The 18,798-nt window shown below is 61.5% G+C and carries 18 protein-coding genes and 1 tRNA gene; 11 read left to right on the top strand and 8 right to left on the bottom strand.

Annotation, left to right across the window (positions count from 1 at the left end; genetic code table 11):
* Positions 1-20 precede the first annotated feature (20 nt).
* The 4 genes from L5876_RS07520 to L5876_RS07505 all read left to right on the top strand — a co-directional run bounded on the left by L5876_RS07520 (position 21) and on the right by L5876_RS07505 (position 5,452).
* Positions 21-1,565 (top strand): hypothetical protein, encoded by a 1,545-nt coding sequence (locus L5876_RS07520; RefSeq protein WP_236955560.1) that lies wholly within the window; start codon positions 21-23, stop codon positions 1,563-1,565.
* Entirely contained in the window at positions 1,562-3,970 is a 2,409-nt protein-coding gene (locus L5876_RS07515; protein ID WP_236955559.1) for a hypothetical protein, read from the top strand. The genes L5876_RS07520 and L5876_RS07515 overlap by 4 nt, the downstream gene beginning before the upstream one ends.
* A gap of 139 nt (positions 3,971-4,109) precedes the next feature.
* The gene (locus L5876_RS07510) at positions 4,110-4,502 is read left to right on the top strand and encodes a hypothetical protein (RefSeq protein ID WP_236955558.1); all 393 of its coding nucleotides are present in this window, start codon (positions 4,110-4,112) and stop codon (positions 4,500-4,502) included.
* Positions 4,503-4,540: 38 nt separating this feature from the next.
* Complete coding sequence (locus L5876_RS07505) at positions 4,541-5,452, top strand: DUF6615 family protein (RefSeq protein ID WP_236955557.1); 912 nt, start codon at positions 4,541-4,543, stop codon at positions 5,450-5,452.
* A gap of 165 nt (positions 5,453-5,617) precedes the next feature.
* Here the strand turns inward: L5876_RS07505 and L5876_RS14855 are convergent, their stop codons facing one another.
* From L5876_RS14855 to L5876_RS07485, 5 genes are all read right to left on the bottom strand, one after another.
* The gene (locus tag L5876_RS14855) at positions 5,618-6,406 is read right to left on the bottom strand and encodes a helix-turn-helix domain-containing protein (protein ID WP_369281019.1); all 789 of its coding nucleotides are present in this window, start codon (positions 6,404-6,406) and stop codon (positions 5,618-5,620) included.
* Between the two features lie 3 nt (positions 6,407-6,409).
* The gene (locus tag L5876_RS07500; RefSeq protein ID WP_236955556.1) at positions 6,410-6,616 is read right to left on the bottom strand and encodes an AlpA family transcriptional regulator; all 207 of its coding nucleotides are present in this window, start codon (positions 6,614-6,616) and stop codon (positions 6,410-6,412) included.
* 96 nt (positions 6,617-6,712) lie between these two features.
* Positions 6,713-7,393 (bottom strand): hypothetical protein, encoded by a 681-nt coding sequence (locus L5876_RS07495; protein ID WP_236955555.1) that lies wholly within the window; start codon positions 7,391-7,393, stop codon positions 6,713-6,715.
* 128 nt (positions 7,394-7,521) lie between these two features.
* Positions 7,522-7,598 (bottom strand) — tRNA-Arg (locus L5876_RS07490).
* A 127-nt stretch (positions 7,599-7,725) separates the two neighbouring features.
* A complete protein-coding gene (locus L5876_RS07485) occupies positions 7,726-8,709 on the bottom strand; it encodes a P1 family peptidase (protein ID WP_236955554.1) in 984 nt (327 codons plus the stop codon).
* Positions 8,710-8,778: 69 nt separating this feature from the next.
* Here L5876_RS07485 and ggt point away from each other — a divergent pair, with 69 nt between their 5' ends.
* Complete coding sequence (gene ggt, locus L5876_RS07480; protein WP_236955553.1) at positions 8,779-10,509, top strand: gamma-glutamyltransferase; 1,731 nt, start codon at positions 8,779-8,781, stop codon at positions 10,507-10,509.
* Between the two features lie 53 nt (positions 10,510-10,562).
* Here the strand turns inward: ggt and L5876_RS07475 are convergent, their stop codons facing one another.
* From L5876_RS07475 to L5876_RS07465, 3 genes are all read right to left on the bottom strand, one after another.
* Positions 10,563-10,910 (bottom strand): endonuclease domain-containing protein, encoded by a 348-nt coding sequence (locus L5876_RS07475; protein WP_236955551.1) that lies wholly within the window; start codon positions 10,908-10,910, stop codon positions 10,563-10,565.
* A 663-nt stretch (positions 10,911-11,573) separates the two neighbouring features.
* The gene (locus tag L5876_RS07470; RefSeq protein WP_236955550.1) at positions 11,574-12,452 is read right to left on the bottom strand and encodes a PIN domain-containing protein; all 879 of its coding nucleotides are present in this window, start codon (positions 12,450-12,452) and stop codon (positions 11,574-11,576) included.
* Positions 12,453-12,524: 72 nt separating this feature from the next.
* A complete protein-coding gene (locus L5876_RS07465) occupies positions 12,525-13,976 on the bottom strand; it encodes a HAMP domain-containing sensor histidine kinase (protein ID WP_236955548.1) in 1,452 nt (483 codons plus the stop codon).
* Between the two features lie 127 nt (positions 13,977-14,103).
* Here L5876_RS07465 and rpmH point away from each other — a divergent pair, with 127 nt between their 5' ends.
* The 6 genes from rpmH (at position 14,104) to L5876_RS07435 (ending at position 18,796) form a co-directional block, all read left to right on the top strand.
* Positions 14,104-14,238 carry a 50S ribosomal protein L34 gene (gene rpmH / locus L5876_RS07460; RefSeq protein ID WP_236955547.1) on the top strand — a complete coding sequence of 45 codons (135 nt, stop codon included), beginning with the start codon at positions 14,104-14,106 and terminating at the stop codon, positions 14,236-14,238.
* Complete coding sequence (gene rnpA, locus L5876_RS07455; RefSeq protein ID WP_370469064.1) at positions 14,238-14,648, top strand: ribonuclease P protein component; 411 nt, start codon at positions 14,238-14,240, stop codon at positions 14,646-14,648. Before rpmH ends, rnpA begins: the two co-directional genes overlap by 1 nt.
* Positions 14,638-16,416, top strand: coding sequence for a membrane protein insertase YidC (yidC, locus tag L5876_RS07450; protein WP_236955546.1), 1,779 nt, complete (start codon positions 14,638-14,640; stop codon positions 16,414-16,416). Before rnpA ends, yidC begins: the two co-directional genes overlap by 11 nt.
* A 62-nt stretch (positions 16,417-16,478) precedes the next feature.
* Positions 16,479-17,057, top strand: a complete 579-nt coding sequence (gene yihA, locus L5876_RS07445) for a ribosome biogenesis GTP-binding protein YihA/YsxC (protein WP_236955545.1) — start codon at positions 16,479-16,481, stop codon at positions 17,055-17,057.
* A 9-nt stretch (positions 17,058-17,066) separates the two neighbouring features.
* Positions 17,067-18,095, top strand: a complete 1,029-nt coding sequence (locus L5876_RS07440; protein ID WP_236955544.1) for a DUF1036 domain-containing protein — start codon at positions 17,067-17,069, stop codon at positions 18,093-18,095.
* On the top strand, positions 18,092-18,796 hold the full coding sequence (locus L5876_RS07435) for a pyrimidine 5'-nucleotidase (RefSeq protein WP_236955543.1): 705 nt from the start codon (positions 18,092-18,094) through the stop codon (positions 18,794-18,796). The genes L5876_RS07440 and L5876_RS07435 overlap by 4 nt, the downstream gene beginning before the upstream one ends.
* The last annotated feature ends 2 nt before the right edge of the window (positions 18,797-18,798 follow it).

Below are 18,798 nucleotides of genomic sequence, written 5' to 3'. Positions count from 1 at the left end.
AATTGAGCTTCTGTGTCATAATGGCTGAAAAACTTCACCTCCCGGAATGGACAGAGATTGGTCAAGACACCGGCCTAGATCCGCTGGCCATGGTGCGTCCGACAGAGGCGCTATACCAGCGCCTTGTTCCAGGGATCAGCACAATCACGCTGCGACTGCGCTACTACGCCTTCTTTCCTTGGTTGTTGGAGCAATATGCGCGAACGATTGGCGATACATCACTCGACACTTTTCGCGTCTTTCAACGGCGTGCAGAAGCACTCTATGCGCTGATTGGTGTCAGCAGGATTGGCCCTGACGACGTTTATGAGACCGGCATTACCGGTGCGATCTGGGCAAGCCGTACTCTCTCGGATGGCGGGGATGTCTACAATTTTGCAGACGCCGCCGCTCCGGACGCTGAGATCCGCTATCTGAAAAACAAGGCTGGAGCCTACGGTGCCATCTATGCCGGCCAATTGGGAGAGATGGGCCTTGTTCGAGTCGCGGACGGTCACCCAATCGATATTGCTGACGAGCGTGGCCGACAGGTCGCCGCAGCTTTTGCCGAGAGCGTTCGAGACCAAGATGCGCTCTTCTTGGAGGTCGTTGAGCGCGGCATTGTCACTCCCGATGAGCTGGAGCGATTGAGCGTTTTCAAGTCCGGGCGAATTCCTGAAGGCAGTGAAGAGCAACGGCTGCTACGTGCGCTGCTGGTGGGCGGATTTGAGAAGCCGCTACGCACCGATGAAGCCCGCAAGCAAACCATGCTGAAGCTGCTTGAGCTCGCAGATCAGCTTGGCAGACGTCCACGTCCCGAAGACGCAAAATGGGCTTGGTATAATACGGAGACTATGCCTGGGGTTCTCAAGGCGGGTGTTGGGTCACTCTCGCTTGCACTGTGGAGGCTCTATCATACGAATGACCTGTTGCGTTTGGCATATGAAGGCATGTTCAAACGAGCACTTGGCGTACTGGCCTCTATGCCACGACGCGCCCTCACGCTCACAAATCTCGTCGAAGAGGTCGTCGCAGAGAGCGAACTCCCGGGCACGAGCTGGGCTGAATTTCAGATTGAGACAACCCAAGGCGCGGCGGACCTAGGCGAGCGCGATTTCGAGGAAGCGATTAGTCGGAGCGGCGGCCAAGATGGTGTGATTCAACCGGAAACGCTGCGCGCTGCGGTGGGCTTGTTAGCGGTCGTTCTGTCGCGCGCGGAAGACCAGAGTGAACTTATTGAGCACGAGTTTGGGCCCTACGGATCAACGCACTTCCGCTCATTGGCGTCGGAGAGGCGGTTTATCGACGATCGCGCGAGCGCCCCGGCGGCAGACGTTTTGGCCGCCGTCCTCAAGGAGCGCGTCATCAAGCGGCATTTATGGGTGGCTGCGCGTAAGCTGCGCACTCAGCGCGCCTATACATATCTGGCCGATGTGACGGATGGTGAGCTGCGGTTCCGATCGAGCTTTGCCGCAACCCTCTCCAATCCGCGATTGGAGCAGTCCCTCACCTTCCTCACCGATGCGGGTTTGCTGGATGCCGACGGACTTACCCCGAGGGGTCGGGAGGCATTGGCGTCAGCATGAAGTACTATCGCGCCTTTGATCGCAGCGGATATCACTCCGCATTCTTCACGACCTACGCCTTCTCGGTGGGGGCATTCGAAGACACCGTTTTGCCGCGGCTTCGCAATGCGCGGTGCCGCAATATCCACGTCCTAGCCGACGAAGCGATCTTGAATGCCGAATTCGCAGAGTTTGGGCCGCCGCGCTATGCGGGGCGCTTCTATCATCTCCTCAAAATCAATGCCCCTGGCAACGCGGCCTTCCATCCGAAGATTGCGCTTCAGCTCGGCGCAAAGTCCGTACGACTGATGGTTGGCTCTGCCAATCTTACTGGGCCAGGGCTAGCGGGCAACTTGGAGCTCGTCACTGAACTTCGCTGCGATGATGCGTCCGATCCGCTACTTCCGATCGTGAGACAGGCGTTTGACTACATACTTGGGTGGGCGGGGGACGACCCTTGGCTCAATGAGGCCGCCAACCGCGCTTTGGAGGAAACGCCGCTCCTTCGAGGTGTCGAGCCGGCGACAGCGGCTGACCTACTTGGTTCCGACGGTCTCCTGTCTCTCGTTTCGGATACTGTCGATGTGGCCCTGATCGATCAAATCAGGGCGCTCATCCAGGACGATGAAATATCGCGCCTCATCGTTTTATCCCCCTATTGGGACAAAGAGCTTCGGGGCCTGAAGAGCGTTGTCGAAGCGGTCGGCAATCCTCCAACTGCGATCTTTTTGGACCAGCAGGAACATGGTTTTCCTAGCTCGGCACTAGGGGCGCTTGAGCCCAGCTTCCATACGCTCGATTTTCAGGCCAAGTCGCGCTTTCTCCATGCCAAGCTCATAATCGCGGAAGGTCGCAATGCCGATCACCTCGTGACCGGCAGCATCAATTGTAGCTGGCCGGCACTTTCAGGCCTGAGCCGACAGTCCGGCAATGCCGAGGCGGGAATTTACCGCCGCCTTGCGCCCGGTAGCGCGGTTGACGCCCTCGGGCTGAAGACGAGCCTAGAGCAGCGGCTGGATCGTTCTGAACTGAAACCGGCAACTCCAGCTGAGCTCGGTGATACGGAGTCAAAAATCTACGCTACCGACGGCGGTCGATTGATCGCGCGCGGCGGATTTATCTACTGGAGCCATCGGTCTCAGAAATCCCCTCCACGCTTGGTCCGGCTCTATTCAGAGATCGGGGAGCTCATGGCGCAGACCGACGCGCTCGACGCGGTTGACGATGATCGCTGGCGCCTTCAACTCGGCATCGCCATTGATGAGTGCATCACCGCTGAATTGATCCTTCATGACGGCCGGGCCAGCGCACCCGTCATAATTGAGCATACCGAGCGTTTGCGTGGGAATGCGTCTGCAAAGGATCGCGGTGGCGTCGGTAAGACGATTACACGCCTTCGCGACATGCCGGATGAGGGGTTGGATATCCTTGAGGCTCTCGACCTCTTCAATAATGCAGAGGTTCGAGAGTCACCGGCTGACCTCCCTGAAACATCCACCCTAGCGAAGGCCCAAGATGACGAGGCGGCTCCTGAGGGTAAGCGGCTGAGCTATGCGGACTTCGTGAGAACGAAACCAGCTCAGTCAGGTTCGCATGCACGATTATCGCTTGTCGCCGGTCGGCCCATCGAAGAAGTGCCGCGCGCGCTCAATCGCTTCATCGGCTTGATGGTCCACGATAAAGATGAAGCCGCTGACGAAGAGCTCTTGAACGAGGCATTCGACCTGTCGCCAAAAGAGTCGGGCATGAGCCAGGACGATGTCCTCGAAGGCGATCAGGATGCGGCTGGTGAGGCTGCTGCCGTGAACATCGAACCGTCTCGTCAACAGGACCAGGATGTCGAGAAAGAGCGAGAGCGACGTCAACGCAACAAGCTCATGGCTGCACAGTTAGTTTCGGCGGTGGAAGCGTTCGAGGTTCGGCTCAAGGAGCTCAAGGAAGTCGAAATGAAGCCAGTCGACCTCATTCGTCTGAGGGCTCTCATTCAAATCATCTGTGCCTTCGGAACATCGATTGGCGCTGAAGCCAGCGATGCCCGCCCGCTGCCCGTTTGGTCAGAAGAGGCCAATGGATGGCCGCGACTGATCGGACGGGTTGTCTTCGGAGTGATGCGGCTCGGGACATCACCTTTTGGGCACCTCCAGCTCGAAAACGAACTCGCTCGCACGCCCGACGAAATCATCGAGGCATGGGGAGCATGCCGGTGGGGCGTTTACGCGGCCCTGTATGCGTCCAGTCAGGTACCGGAAGCCAAGGGTTTGCTACCGATGCTCATCAAACTGGACGAGCACCTGCGGCAATGCATCAAGGATGAACTTGGCGACCGATCCCCAGACAGCGACGCGGTGGTGGCTTTCGCCAATCGATTTGGTGAGCGTTTCGAGGAGCGACTCGGGGTAGCGGCCAACACCCGGAACAAAAGCTAGCCCCACTCACTCTGCTCGGAAGGTTCGAACCGTGATGTCATTCAGCTTACCCCCGCAAATTCGGAAGCTTGTCGAGGCTCGAAATAGATTGCGTAAGTACTATCGAGCCATCCTCGCAGCCCAGCGTGCGGACGCAGATTTGTCGTTCACGCTCGATGGCAATTTGGTTGGGGACATCGGTGAGGCCATCGCTGTTGAGCTGTTCGGCATTCGGTTGGTTGAAAGGAAATCCTACGAAGGTATCGACGGCTTTGCCCCAGACGGCACAACGACGGTTCAGGTAAAAGCGACCGGGACGAAACGCGGCCCCGCTTTCCGACAGACAGAAACCCGCGCCGACCATCTGCTTTTCTTCGACCTGGATTTCGAGCGGCAGTGCGGGGAAATCGTATTTAATGGGCCTGAGCATCTGGCAGTTGCTAAGCTACCCCCGACGTTTTCCGGTCAACGCTCTCTGACGCCGGGCCAGATACGGGCCGCGGATCTGACGGTGCCGGCGGACCAACGGCTACCCATTATTTCGCAAAATTAGTCGCTTCGTTGTCGGCAGTGTGGAGCACCGGGAAGTTAATGACACAAGAAAAACTCCACCTTCAAGTTTGGCAAGATCCAATAAACAAGCTTGCCGCCCACATGGGATGTCAAAGGACACACACAATGGATATTTGTTATAAATTTCGAGATGTGTCTTCGTCCCTCTGGAATGAGGCAAATTATGCCCATCGCCAAGGTGAAACCTTTCACGAGGAAACGCTCACGCAGCGGCTAATATTCCTGTTGAAGCGTAAGCTTAGAGGCACCGGGATTTATCTCAATTCAATTTCTCGGTCGAAGGAGGCCCAAGACGGAGGCGACTGGGAGTGGGTTTTTGTTCGAAACAATGAAGCTATTAAAATGCGCCTCCAGGCAAAGCGTTTGTATCCAAGTGCGAAATACGAAAAATTACATTACAAGAATCAAACCGAAGCCCTAATTAAATCGTGCAGTTCAGATGGCTATATGCCACTTTACTGCTTCTACAACTTCGATCCTCCAATAGCCCCGATTGAGCCTAGAATTTTCACTTGTCACCATGATTATCGGCTGCCTAGCTATTGGGGTTGCTGTGTAGCCGATGCTAGGGGAATACTGACGTTGGGGAGCACAAACGACTTCGGTGCCGTGCATCCTTTGACTATGCCGTTTCACCGTCTGGTTTGTAACTACAATCAAAACCTTTTGGAAGCCGTTGAAAACAACTACTCGAAAATTCCAATTATGATACGAGATGGCGAGTATTCAGAATTAGGTCAGGAAAGAACAGTTCCGATAATTAGGGACAGTATACCACATCATATATCGAAAATGCTAAATTTATATAGAACTGAACTGTTTATCGGAGATGGACAAGAACGTGAGAAACGTGTCGATGAAATAAAGCATGAAATTTTTGATGATCGCCAGGGCGTTTCAAGAATTACAGTTTTTCATGACCGATACTAGAGCGACTTTTGCGTGACGCTTCTATAATGAAACTTATATATTTTCAGTCGAGAGGTTTATTCGTTTTAAAACCGTGCATAGCGTGCATATTTAGAGTTAACCGTGCAGCTTTTTGAATAGAGCCCCACTAGAAACGGCATTCGCCTTCGGTCTGGCCATATCGGTTCAACCACTGGAAGGACCCGCGGAAAGACTGACGCTCCGGCCGGATCCGATATCGATCAGCACCCGAACCCCGGACTTTGCCAAGAGAAGTCTATGACGTTCGTAGACCGCGAGCACTTCGAACCAATTGGCAGCGCATAGCGTGTTTCCTCGACACCGAAGCCGGGCGAGAACTCCATCTCGCCAAGCCTCTGGACCGAGAATTTTCCGCCATTGGGACCGAACTTCTGGATACGTGGTTTCGGTTAGCTCCCCACGGCCTGCATAAGCGTCAGCCTCCTTCTGATCGCGAGGGTCTGCCGACAAGAAGTCTGAGTGATCTTTCGAACCCGCTGTCGCCTTGGGGCTACAGCTATTGTTCAATGGTTCTTGTTCTAACTTAGCAGTCACGTCAGGAGTTACATCTGGTGTCGCGCCAAGCACGACTTCTGCTGTCAACTCAGAGGCGACACTCTCATTAAGCTCATCCGAACCATCGGGGTCAGCTGAGGTGAGTGATGAGAACGCAATCGAGTCGAACTGAACCGAATAGGCGCACGTCGTATTCGTTCCATTTGGGCGCACCCGCCCTCGCGCTTCGAGATAACCTAGATCCTTGAGGCGCCCGACCGCCTCATTAACTCTCTGTCTCGAACATCCAGCCAGCTTGGCAATGCGACCTTGCGAAGGGTGGCATCGGTTCGTTCGACCATCCAGATGCAAGCATATCGCTGCTAAGATTCGAACATCGATCGGGAAAAGGCGCGGATCACCAGGCGCGCCTTTCGGCAACCGAATAAAACCCGACATCGCCTATCTCTCGCTACGAGTGGCAGACGTGCTCGAGTACGATCGGCTGTCTAACCAATCTGAGAGGTCATCGAGTTTGTACCGGACCGCGGAGCCCAGCTTCAGGTAGGTCGGCCCTGTTCCATCAACCCGCCATTTGGCGAGCGTAGACGGCGCCAAACCCAGATACGCCGCCGCAGCCTTCGGCGACAAAAGAAGTTGTTCGGACATGATCGTGCATCCAATTCGAAGCCAGGAAACCGCCTGGCACGAAATCGGCTCTGCAACTGATCGTGGGTGGGTTCATCTTTGACCACCCAATTTCATCTACAACGCGCCATACTTTTTCGAGAGATACTTCCGGATCGTCTCGGGAGAGCGCCCCTTAAAATCGGTCCGCTCTGCCAGACGCTCTGCAATGTCGCGGTTACTGAGCGACGAATTGCGACTTTTCATTTGCCGCGCCTCGGCACGGGCGAACCGACGCAATTTGGCAACTTCCAGGTCCTTCTCGCGGACCTTCTTTCTGCGCGACCGGACTCCAGTCATGTAAAAGTTCATGTCATCGGCAAGAAACCGCTTTCGTCCAATTGCGGCTGAAAGTTTGAGGCCAATCAGTGCAGCTGCTGAGGTATCTCCGACCTTCAGGGCTCGCTCGAGATCGGAGCACGCACCTCTGATGTCGACACAAAGATGTCGAATAATCCGCAAGGCCTTGGCAATTGGAATGCCGTCCGCATTTTTTTGCATCGGATCAAGCGTATTAAGCCACTCGAGACACACCTCCGCCTCGTAACGGTAAACCTGAAGAAAGCGTTCTATTTCAAATAAATCAGTTTCTCTGCTTGGTCCCCCAGTTCGGTCAATGATCGATTGTTCATTCACGCATTTCGATTGGAGTGAAGGACGCTTTCCTTCGAGGTAACTCATCGCGGCGAACACAATGGTTCCGTCTTCCGCTGACAGCTCGTCGAACTCGCCAAAGTGAATCGTCGTCCTGCGCGCCATCAAGGCCTCCGCGACCGAAACTCAGCGAATAAAAAATCGCAGAAACAGTTTGGTCAAATCGGTGCGCCCATGGTGCGCCCTCGACGAAATTCGCCGCGATCCGAATTCATGTAAGCTATTGAAAGATATGGCGCGCCCGAAAGGATTCGAACCTCTGACCCCCAGATTCGTAGTCTGGTGCTCTATCCAGCTGAGCTACGGGCGCCTGCCGTTCCGGCGCGGGGGCAGACCCCTGCGCGAGAGGCGCGGAAACTAGCCGCGCTTTCCGCTCATGGCAAGGCCGCGAGCAGGCCTTGTGCAGCGCCCCGCTTGAGCCCCGTCAGGGCAGGGTTTCAGCCCGCCGTCCGGGCTTCGTGAACGCCCCGCGCGATCGCCCGGGCGAGCGTGTCGGCGGCCAGCGAACCAAGCCGCGACAGGGTCAGCGCCGCCGGGTCCGGCAAGGGCACGCGCCCCGTCGACATCACGAACACCGTGTCGCCGTCGAACGGCGTATGCGAGGGACGGATGGCCCGGGCCAGCCCGCCCTGCGCCATCACGGCGATGCGCTGCGCCTGCGCCGGGGTCAGGACCGCGTCGGTTGCGACACAGGCGATGGTCGTGTTCTGTCCCGCGCCGGGATTGATCTTTGCCGCGCCCCAATCCTCGCCCGGTGACGCGCCGGCGGGAATGGCCTGCCCGCCAAACTCACCGTTCAGCTCGAAGGGCGATGCCCAATAGGCCTCACTCCCGGGCACCAGGACCGAGCCGAAGGAATTGACCGCGACGATCGCGCCGATCGTGATGCCGTCCGCCGTGACGAAAGAGGCAGACCCCAGACCGCCCGTCACCGCACCGGCCATGGCACCATAGCCGGCCCCGGCCCGCCCGAGGACAAAGTCCTCGCCGGCGCCGTCCAATGCCGAGCGGGCCAGTGTCCGGTAGGGCGGATCCTCGCCCCACACCTTCGCCCCGCCATTGTTGAGATCGTAGAGGATGGCCGCCGGCACGACCGGCGACACCGGAATGGCCGGATCGTCGAACACCACATAGCCGCGCCGCTTCGCGCCCAGCGCCGCCGCGACCGCATCCCCGGCGGCGAGCCCCCAGGACGAGCCGCCCGACAGCACGACGGCATCGACCGCATCGACCAGCGTGTGCGGGGCCAGCGCATCGGTTTCCCGCGTGCCCGGCCCGCCGCCGCGCACGTCGACGGCGCAGACGGCGCGTTCGTCGGGCAGGATCACCGTTACGCCGGTGCGCACGGACGCATCCGCGGCCTGGCCGATCTTCACCCCCGCCACATCGGTGATCAGATTGCGCGCGCCCGGTCCCGGCATGTCTGGCCTCTTCCGCTTGTTCATTCAGGCGCTATGGTGACCGGCAGTACGAAAGGGACAAGTCTCTCCATGCGTTTTCTGCCGATTTTCGCCGCCCTCGCCCTCGCGGCCTGTTCCTCGATGCCGATGCTGGCGCAGGAGGCCCCTGCCCCCGAAGCGGCGGTCGAACCGGCGGCCGAACATCCGCAAATGGTCGCCGCGGCGAACCCGCATGCGGTGGAGGCCGGGCTGGCAGTGCTCAATGCCGGGGGCAGCGCGGTCGACGCGGCCATCGCGGTGGAGACCGTCCTGTCCATGGTCGAGCCGCAATCGAGCGGGCTCGGCGGCGGCGCCTTCATGACCTTCTATGACGGCGAAACCGGCGAGATCACTGTCTATGACGGGCGCGAAACCGCCCCGATGAGCGCGGCGCCCGACCGCTTCCTGGGTCCGGACGGCGAAGCGCTCGGTTTCATCAATGCGGCGACCAGCGGCCGCGCCGTCGGCGTGCCCGGCCTCGTCGCCATGCTGGCCCTGGCGCATGAGGATCATGGCCGCCAGGAGTGGGCGGAGAATTTCGACCCTGCGATCGAGCTGGCGGAGGCCGGCTTTGAAGTCTCCCCGCGCATGCAGGGCTTCCTTGTCGCGATGCAGGAACGCGGCCTGCCCTTCGCCACCCGCCCCTCGACGCGGGCGCATTATTACCTGCCGGACGGATCGCCCCTGCCGGTGGGCCACCTGCTGCGCAATCCGGACTACGCCGACACGCTGCGCGCCGTCGCCGCCGACTGGCGCAATTTCTACGAAGGCGAGATCGCCGAGGCCATCGTCGAAGCCGTCAATGGCGATGCCCTGCCCGGCGGCATGACGCTGGAGGATTTGAGCGGCTACGAAGCGATCCGCCGCGACGCCATCTGCCGCGCCTACCGCGTCTGGCTTGTCTGCGGCGCGCCGCCCCCGGCCTCGGGCGGGGTGACGGTGAACGAGCTTCTGGCCCTCCTCGAACCCTATGACATGACGGCGACCGGCCCCGACACGCTCGAAGGCTGGCGCCGCTTCATCGAGGCGAGCCGCCTCGCCTATGCCGACCGCGACGCCTATGTCGGCGACCCGGCCTTCGCGAACGTCCCGGTCGCGGGCCTCCTTGACGCGGGATATCTCGCTGAACGCGCCGCGTTGATCGACCGCGAGACCGCGATCGAGACCGCCCTGCCCGGCACCCCGCCAGGCGTCGACGCGCCCCAGCCCGACGCGACCGCCGAACCCGGCGGCACCACGCATTTCGTCGTCGCCGACCGCTGGGGCAATGTCGTCTCGATGACCGCGACAGTGGAATCCGTCTTCGGCAACCAGCGCATGGTCGGCGGCTTCCTCTTGAACAACCAGCTGACCGACTTTTCCTTCATCGCCCATGATGAGGCGGGCAATCTCGTCGCCAACGCGGTCGCGGGCGGCAAGCGGCCCCGCTCCTCCATGTCGCCGACCATCGTGCTCGACGCCGACGGGGAGTTTTATCTCGCCACCGGCTCGCCGGGGGGAAGTTCGATCATCGCCTATGTCGCCAAATCCCTCGTCGGCATGCTCGACTGGGGTCTGACGCCGGCTGAGGCGATCGCCCTGCCGAATGTCGTGGCGCGCGGCGACATCATCCGCATCGAGGAGAGCTTCCCGGCCGACCTCGCCGCGGGCCTCGCCGATCTTGGCTTCGTGCTCGACGCCAACCGCACGGAAAACTCCGGCCTCCACGCCGTCATCGTCCAGCCGGACGGCAGTCTCCTCGGCGGCGCCGATCCAAGGCGGGAAGGCGTGGTGGGGGAGTAACTTCCTTCTCCCTACAGGGAGAAGGTGGTCCGAAGGACCGGATGAGGGGTCTTTCAATCGCCAGCGAGCGGCGTTCTCAGCGCCTCGGCGATCACCGTCCACACGCCTTCGGGATTGGTCAGGATCTCGTTGTTCCAGAAGCGCAGCACCCGCCACCCGGCGGCCTCCAGCGCCTGCGTGCGCACGAGGTCGGCGGGATCGCCATTGTGCTGCCCGCCATCGGCCTCGATGATCAGCCGTGCAGCAAAGCAGGCGAAGTCGGCGATATAGCCCTCAACCGGCTGCTGGCGGCGGAATTTGAAGCCGAGCGGCCGGTCGCGCAGCATCCCCCACAGCTTCCATTCCGCATCGGTCATGTTGCGGCGGAGCGTACGCGCCAGCGGTGTCAGCTTCTCGGGCATCGGCGTCCTTTACGAAGACCCCTCACCCTAACCCTCTCCCTGCAGGGAGAGGGAATTATGTTGGCGCGAAATGGAGCGCAGCCGTGGACGACGCGCCGACGCGACTCCCTCTCCCTTGAGGGAGAGGGCTGGGGTGAGGGGGAAAGGAACCACCACCACCCCCGCCGGCCTCGGGCCGCGGAGCGTAGAGAGGAAGGGGTGCGCGGGAGGCAAGCTCGCGAACCGATGGCAATTTTTTGTGGGTGGCCCGCAGAGGCCTCCCGCGCGGTGATGTTTTCTCGGCCGGTCCGGGCGTCTTACGGCACAGCCGGTTTCCGCCAGCCTCGCCGGACCCGTTCCCGCGCCGCGCCCGATATTCTGGGTCTGGCCGGGGCCTCGCGGCGGGTTTCCGGTGGATGTCTCCCTAGGCCGTCTTTCAGGCTTCGGGCCTCCCGAACCCTCGCTCCGCTGCCGGTCCTGCGGGATCTCCCGGTCCCCCCGCGCTTTCGCTGCCAGGGGCTTACGTTCCGGCCGCTCTTTCACCTGACCGGTTCGTCTCGCCGGTCAGGCTCGAGGCATCACCCCCCGCCGCCGCGATTTGAGACGACTGCAGACCGCCCCCTTCCCGCACGGCGAGGTGAGACGAGTATGGGGCGAAGGAAAGAGGGTGGGGATAAAAGCGGACTAATCGTTGTCCGCACCTTCGTCGCTTAGAGGCTCTATCGAAGCCAACCAAGCCTCAATCTGATCATTGGTAATATGTGGCGACCCTTCGTGAACCGCTCGATTTCGTCGCATCCGCATCTCGACAATCTGTTCTTCAACTTTCTCGTCTTCTTGGTTAACCACCTCGTCAAGCATTTTTATCGCATCGCTTAATTTTGCTGTTATCTCGATCGGTTTTTTCCTGGAGACGCGATCTCTAAATTCACGATAAAGCCAATCGTTCAAATACATTTTCTTATTAAAATAAACACCGAAATCCTCATCCCTGGTGACAATTAATACACCTGTATTATTGGGCGACTTTGTAGCACAATCAATAATCCACTCCCAGTTTAGAGCATCACCAATTGAGTTATCGCCAGATTTTCTTGGGGGATAACCCAATATAAATCTCTTTCGGGCCAAATTTCTTATATAAAATCGACGAGAGCCCGGTCTTGATAAGTTGTTTGGACCTTTATGATCAAATATCTTATTAACGGCTTTATATACTGGATCATATTGTGCGGGTTTTTCTAATATATTTGAAAAACGTTTCTTGAGTTTTCCCTTAAATTTATTCAATTCCGCTAATCGCTTCCGAACTGCACCTGCTGGCTGCGACTCCGCCACCATCGCTGGAGGCGTAAAATTTTCTGTCTTTGGGATGCTTTCCGAACCTTGTTTAATTACGATTTGACGATTTTTTAGAAACTCCATTCTAACTTGATCGCCGGTGATTATTCTTTCTTTATGTTTGATAAGCGCCTGTGTTTGGCGTGATACGCTCTCACCACCCTGCCGATAAAAATCAAGCAGAACATTGGTGTCGATAAATACTATCCAGTCCCCAGCCATGCGCTATCTCTTAGCTCGGTAGTGAAATCATTTTCCTGACTCGAAGATAGTCGTCTGAATTATAAGTTGCAATTAATGTGTTGCCCCCAACCTGACCCCGAACACCGTCCCGTCCGCGCCGGTCGAGACCAGTTCGAGGTCGCCGCCATTGGCGCGGGCGAGCTCGCGGGCGGTGGCGAGGCCCAGCCCCGTCCCGTCCTTGCGCGATGTGCCCGAGAAGGGCTGGAACAGCTTGCCGCGCACCTTCTCCGGTATGCCCGCGCCGGTATCGGCGACGAGGATGGTGACGACGCCGTCATCCCCCTCGCCCTCCGCCCGTGAAACGGTGAGGCAGCAGCCCTCCTGCCCCATCGCCTGCAGCGCATTTCGGAACAGGTTGAGGAAGATGCGGTGGACATGGTCCGGGTCCGCCGTAACGGTCAGCCCGGCGGGCAGGGCGTTCGTCCAGTCCGCCTGACCCTCGCTGAGGAAGGCGTCGGCGGCGGCCTCCTCCACCGCGGCGTGGATATCCACAGCCTGTGGCACGGGCGGGGCTTCCTCCGACCGGCCGAATTTCAGCGTCTCCTCGCACAGGCGGATGCCGCGCCCGATGGCGCGGACGAGGCGCGAGCCCTGACGGCGGACGCGCTCGTCCTCCGACGTGGCGAGACTGTCCGAGACGAGCTGGGCGCTGGAGAGGACATTGCGCAGGTCGTGATTGATCTTGGCGATGGCGGCGCCGAGCGCGGCGAGCCGCTCGCGCTGCTTGAAGGCCTGGCGGATATCGTCCTGCATCGCGGACAGCGCGACTTCGGCCTGGCCGATCTCGTCGCGGCGGCCCGACGGGCGGATCGCCTTGGCCGGGTTTTCCGGGTCGCGCTGGAAGCGGGCCATCTCCGCCGATAGCCGCCGCATCGGCCGCACGAACATGTAGAAGAGCGTGACATAGATCAGCGCCCCGGTGACCACCGCGATGAAGGCGGACAGCCAGAACAGGCCGGCGGAATAGTTGAGGAGTTCGCGCTTCAAGGGCGCTTCGGGAACGATGACGTCGAGGATCACGTCCGGCCGGCTCATCGGCGAATCGACGATGCGCAGATACCGCCCCTCCGGCGCGACGAAGGTGCCCGCCGTCTGGACGATGTCGTCGAGCCAGTTGAGTTCGCCGCGGTCGACGCTGACCAGCGTGCCGGCGATCGGCCCGCCATAGAGGACGAGCTCGTTGCGCCCGTCGATCACCCGCGCCACGGCGACCGCGTCGGCCCCGGAGAGGAGATCGCGCACCTCCACCTCGCCCAGCGCCTCTTCCATCGCCACGTCGGCGGACAGGGCGGCGATGTGTGCGGCCTGGATCCGCTCCACCATCCACGACGAGCGGAACGCCGAGGCCAGCGGCAGGAAGATCACCATCTGCGCCAGCATCACATAGACGATAATGAACAGGAGGAGGCGTCCGGGCAGGCTGAGCAGCGCCGCCCGTCCAAAGGCGCGGACAAAGGCGAACCGCCCCTGCCCCGCTCCGGAGTCATTCTTGCTCTCGCTCATCTCCCCGTCATGTCCGCGCATAGCGCGCGCCCGCGTGTGCGGCAAGGCGGCGAACACGCCTTGACGGGCGCAATGCCAGCGCGTATTGACCGCGCCTCTTTCGAATACCTCCCAATGGAGCGCGCCCGTGAAACGTACATTCCAACCGTCCAAGCTTGTCCGCAAGCGCCGGCACGGCTTCCGCGCGCGCATGGCGACGAAGGCTGGCCGTCAGGTTCTGGCCCGCCGCCGCGCGAAAGGCCGCAAGCGGCTTTCGGCCTGATCGAAGCCCGTGCAGACAGATTGGCTGTCGGCCACCTCACGGTGCGCCGGCAGTTTCTGTTTGTGGCCCAAGGCCTTAAGGCCGTCAGACCCTCTACAGTCGTGCAAGCCCGCACTGGCGATTGTCCGCCGGGCGAAGTGCGCGTGGGCTTCACCGCGACGAAGAAGGTCGGCGGCGCGGTCGTCCGCAACCGCGCGAAACGCCGCCTGCGCGAGGCGGCGCGTGCACTTCTGCCCCTTCATGGCGTGCCCGGCACGGACTATGTGTTCGTCGCACGGCAGCAAACGGCAGCGCGTGACTGGTCACTTTTGCTTGAAGATGTAAAAAGCGCGCTCATGCAACTGGCCCCCGCGCTCCGCGGCGGGCCTTCGGGATCAGAGAAGACGGGGACCGGCGCCGATGGGCGATAATCGCAACATGTTCATCGCGATCGGCGTATCGCTGGTCTTCATCGTTCTCTACCAGGTCTTCGTACTGGGCCCGGCGTCGGAACGCCGGCAGGCCGCGCAGGAAGCCGCGCGCGTCGAGCAGGAAGCCGAACTGGCCAACCCCTCGATCGGCGACGATGGCAGCGTCTTCGGCGCCATGTCGCGCGAAGAGGCGCTTGCCGCAGAAACCCGCATCGCGATCGACGGCCCGGCCGTATCCGGCTCGCTGTCGCTGACCGGCGCGCGCATCGACGATCTGCGCCTGCTGCGCCACGAAACTTCGGTCGATGACGATTCGCCGGTCGTGCTTCTGAACCCGCGCGGCGCGCCCGGCGCCTTCTTCGCCCAGGACGGCTGGTCCGCCGCAGGCGACGGCCCGACCGACACCCCCGGCAACACCAGCGAGTGGACGCTGGTCGAAGGCAATACGCTGACCCCGGACACGCCGGTGACCCTCGAATTCCGCGGCAGCGACGGCCTCGTCTTCCGCCGCACCATCGCGCTCGACGAGAACTACATGTTCACGCTGACCGACACGGTGGAGAACACCTCGGCCAGCGCCGCGACGCTGTCGCGCTACGGCATGGTGCGCCAGACCGGCATTCCGGAAGACTTCACCAACTTCTTCATCCTGCACGAAGGCCCGGTCGGCATCGTCGGCGGCCGCCTGCACGACGCGAAATTCAACAGCATGGATCCGGGCGACGAGGACAGCTGGACCGGTTCCGGCGGCTGGGTCGGCATCACCACGAAGAACTGGCTGACCGCCGTCATCCCCGACCAGTCGGCGGAATACACCGGAACCTTCCAGCTGATCGAGCGCCAGGGCGACGACATCTTCCAGACGAGCTATCTGCTGCAGCCGTCGGAACTGGCGCCGGGCGCGTCGATGACGTCGACCTCGCGCATCTTCGCCGGCGCGAAGAATGTCGAAATCCTGCAGGCCTATGAGCGCGACCTGGGCATCGAGCGTTTCGACATGGCGGTCGACTGGGGCATGTTCTGGTTCCTCACCCGCCCCTACTTCACCGTGCTGCACTGGCTGGCCCAGCTGTTCGGCCCGCCCTTCGGCTTCGGCTTCGCGATTCTCGCGGTGACCGTCCTCGTGAAGCTGATCTTCTTCCCGCTCGCCAACCGCTCCTATGCGTCGATGGCGAAGATGAAGGCGCTGCAGCCGAAGATGGAAGAGATCCGCGCGCAATACGCCGAGGACAAGCAGAAGCAGCAGCAGGAAATCATCCAGCTCTATCAGCGCGAGAAGGTGAACCCGATCGCCGGCTGTCTGCCCATCCTGTTGCAGATCCCGATCTTCTACGCGCTCTACAAGACGCTGTTCGTGACGCTGGAAATGCGCCACCAGCCCTTCCCGGGCTGGATCCAGGACCTGTCCGATCGCGACCCGACCAGCATCCTCAACCTGTTCGGCCTCCTGCCCTATGACCCGTCGGGCATCGGCTGGCTGTCCTTCCTGTCGATCGGCGCCTGGCCGATCCTGATGGGCATCACGATGTGGGCGCAGCAATCGCTGAACCCGCCCCCGCCGGACCCGACGCAGCGGCGCATCTTCGCCTTCCTGCCGCTGCTCTTCACCTTCATGCTGGCGCCGTTCGCGGCCGGCCTCGTGATCTACTGGGCGTGGAACAACTTCCTGTCGGTGGTCCAGCAATACGTGATCATGCGCCGCCAGGGCGTGGAGACGCAGCTCGACAAGCTGGTCAAGCGCCTGACGAACCGCGGAGCCGAGCGCTGACCGGGGCGGCCGCCCCCGAAGAGGGTCGTGGCCGCCAGCTCTTCGCGCGGCCCGTCACCTTCATGCTCGGGGCCGTCGCGATGGACGGCCTGCCGCCGCCGGATCTGCCCGAAGCGGCCTTCGCCGGGCGGTCGAACGTCGGCAAGTCGAGCCTGATCAACGCGCTCGCCAACCAGCGCCAGCTGGCCCGCGCTTCCGGTGAGCCGGGCCGCACGCGCGAGCTGAACTTCTTCGACCTTGCCGGAGTGATCCGCCTCGTCGACCTGCCGGGCTATGGCTTCGCCAAGGCGCCAAAGAAGGCCGCCGAGCGCTGGACCCGCCTGACCTCCGATTTCCTGCGCGGCCGGCCCAATCTGAAGCGCGTCTTCCTGCTGATCGATTCCCGCCACGGGCTGAAGTCCAGCGACGAAGCGGTGATGAAGGATTTCGACATCGCCGCCGTCAGCTATCAGATCGTGCTGACCAAGATCGACAAGCTGAAGCCCGCCGAAGTCGAAGCCGTGATCGCTGCGACCGCGAAGAAGATCGAGAAACGCCCGGCCGCCTTCCCGGTCATCATCGCCACCTCCTCGTCCAAGGGCGATGGGATCGATGAACTCCGTGATGCGGTCGCCGCTTTGGCGCCCGAATTCACCGGTTAGACTGGCGCCATGATCCGCGTCCTGCTTGCCGCCGCTCTCGCCGCCTTCCTCCTGCCTCTCGCGCGCGCCGAGGGGGCCGAGTTGTGCAACGAGACGAGCTATATCGCCCAGGCCGCGCTGGCCTGGCGCGAGGACAATCGCATCCTCGTCGAGGGCTGGACGCGCCTCCGCCCCGGCGAATGCGTCGAAACCGGTCCGGAGATCGATCCGGACAGCGACGATCCGCTTCTGCTCTATGCCCGTTCGAGCGCCGCCTATCTCGAAGGCGTGCGCGAGTGGCGCGGCCCGATCAATCTGTGTGTCGGCCCGTCCGACTTCGCGGTCGAGGGCATCACCGACTGCGAGCCGCTCGGACTCGAACGCCGCGGCTTCATGCTGCTGGAGGGCGAGCACCGCCAGCGCGCCGTCCTGATCGAACCGGCCGATTTCGGCGACCGGGCTCAGGAAGCCGGAACCCAGCGCCTGTTGCAGGCCGCTGGCTACGACATCCGCAGCATTGACGGCGTCGAGGGCCAGCGCACCTACCGCGCGATCGCAAATTTCGTGCGCGATGCCGGCCTGCCGCGCACGCCCGACCGCGCCGAACTGATCGACGCGATCGAGGCTGCCGCGATCAACCGCAACACGCGCCTCGGCCTGCGGGTCTGCAACGACACGGAGGAACGTGCCGCCATCGCCATCGCCCGCCAGCGCGGCGACATCTGGGAATCGCGCGGCTGGTGGCGGCTCGAACCCGGCTCCTGCACCCGCGCCATTGCCGCGCGGCTGACCTCGACCGATATCTGGTTCTATGCCGAGCTTCTGGGCGAGACCCGCCGCCCGCTGGTCGGCGGCACGGAAAGCTTCTGCTACGCGCCGTCGCGCTTCACCGCCGAGGGCCGCGCCGATTGCGCGTCGCGAGGCTATGCCACCGCCGGATTTGCGCGGATCGCCGAACCGGTCGAAGGCTTGTCCACCGTGACACTGACAAATGCGAATTTCACGCCTGCAGTCGAAATGCCCGACCACACACCTGCGGGCGGAGGAGAAACCGAGTGACCGGTCCCGATCTCAGCCACATCTCGACCTGGGTCTTCGATCTCGACAATACGCTCTACCCGTCCGACGCGGAGGTGATGACGCAGGTCGACCGGCTGATGACCGACTATGTCGCAAAGCTGCTGGACCTGCCCCGCGACCAGGCGCGCGAGGTGCAAAAGCGCTACTGGCGCGAAAACGGCACGACGCTGAACGGTCTGATGGCCAATGGCCAGGTCACCGATGCGCGCGATTTCCTCGACTTCGTCCACGACATCGATCTCGACGTCATCACGCCGGACCCCGAACTGGCCGCCCGGATCGAGGCCCTGCCCGGACGCCGTCTCGTCTACACCAATGGCTCGCTGAAGCATGCCGAGCGCGTCTGCGACCGTCTGGGGATCAGCCATTGCTTCGATGACCTGTTCGATGTCGAGGCCGCCGGTTTCAACCCGAAACCCCATCGCGCCGGCTTCGACCGCTTCACCGACCGGTTTTCCATCCGCCCGGCCGAGGCGACCCTGTTCGAGGACTCCGTGCGCAATCTGAAGACCGCGCACGAGCTCGGCTGGACGACCATCCTCGTCTGGCCGAAGCCCGGCCCGCGCGACGAGGAGTGCGCCGAGCCCGGCCACCATCCGGGTCACGTCCATCACGCCACCGACTGCCTGAGAACCTTCCTCGGACAGGTGCGCACCGCCAACCATATCGCCGCGAAATGAAT

The sequence above is a fragment of the Hyphobacterium sp. SN044 genome, assembly GCF_021864465.1.
Lineage (GTDB): Bacteria > Pseudomonadota > Alphaproteobacteria > Caulobacterales > Maricaulaceae > Hyphobacterium.
This window is presented reverse-complemented; position numbering and strand designations above follow the sequence as displayed.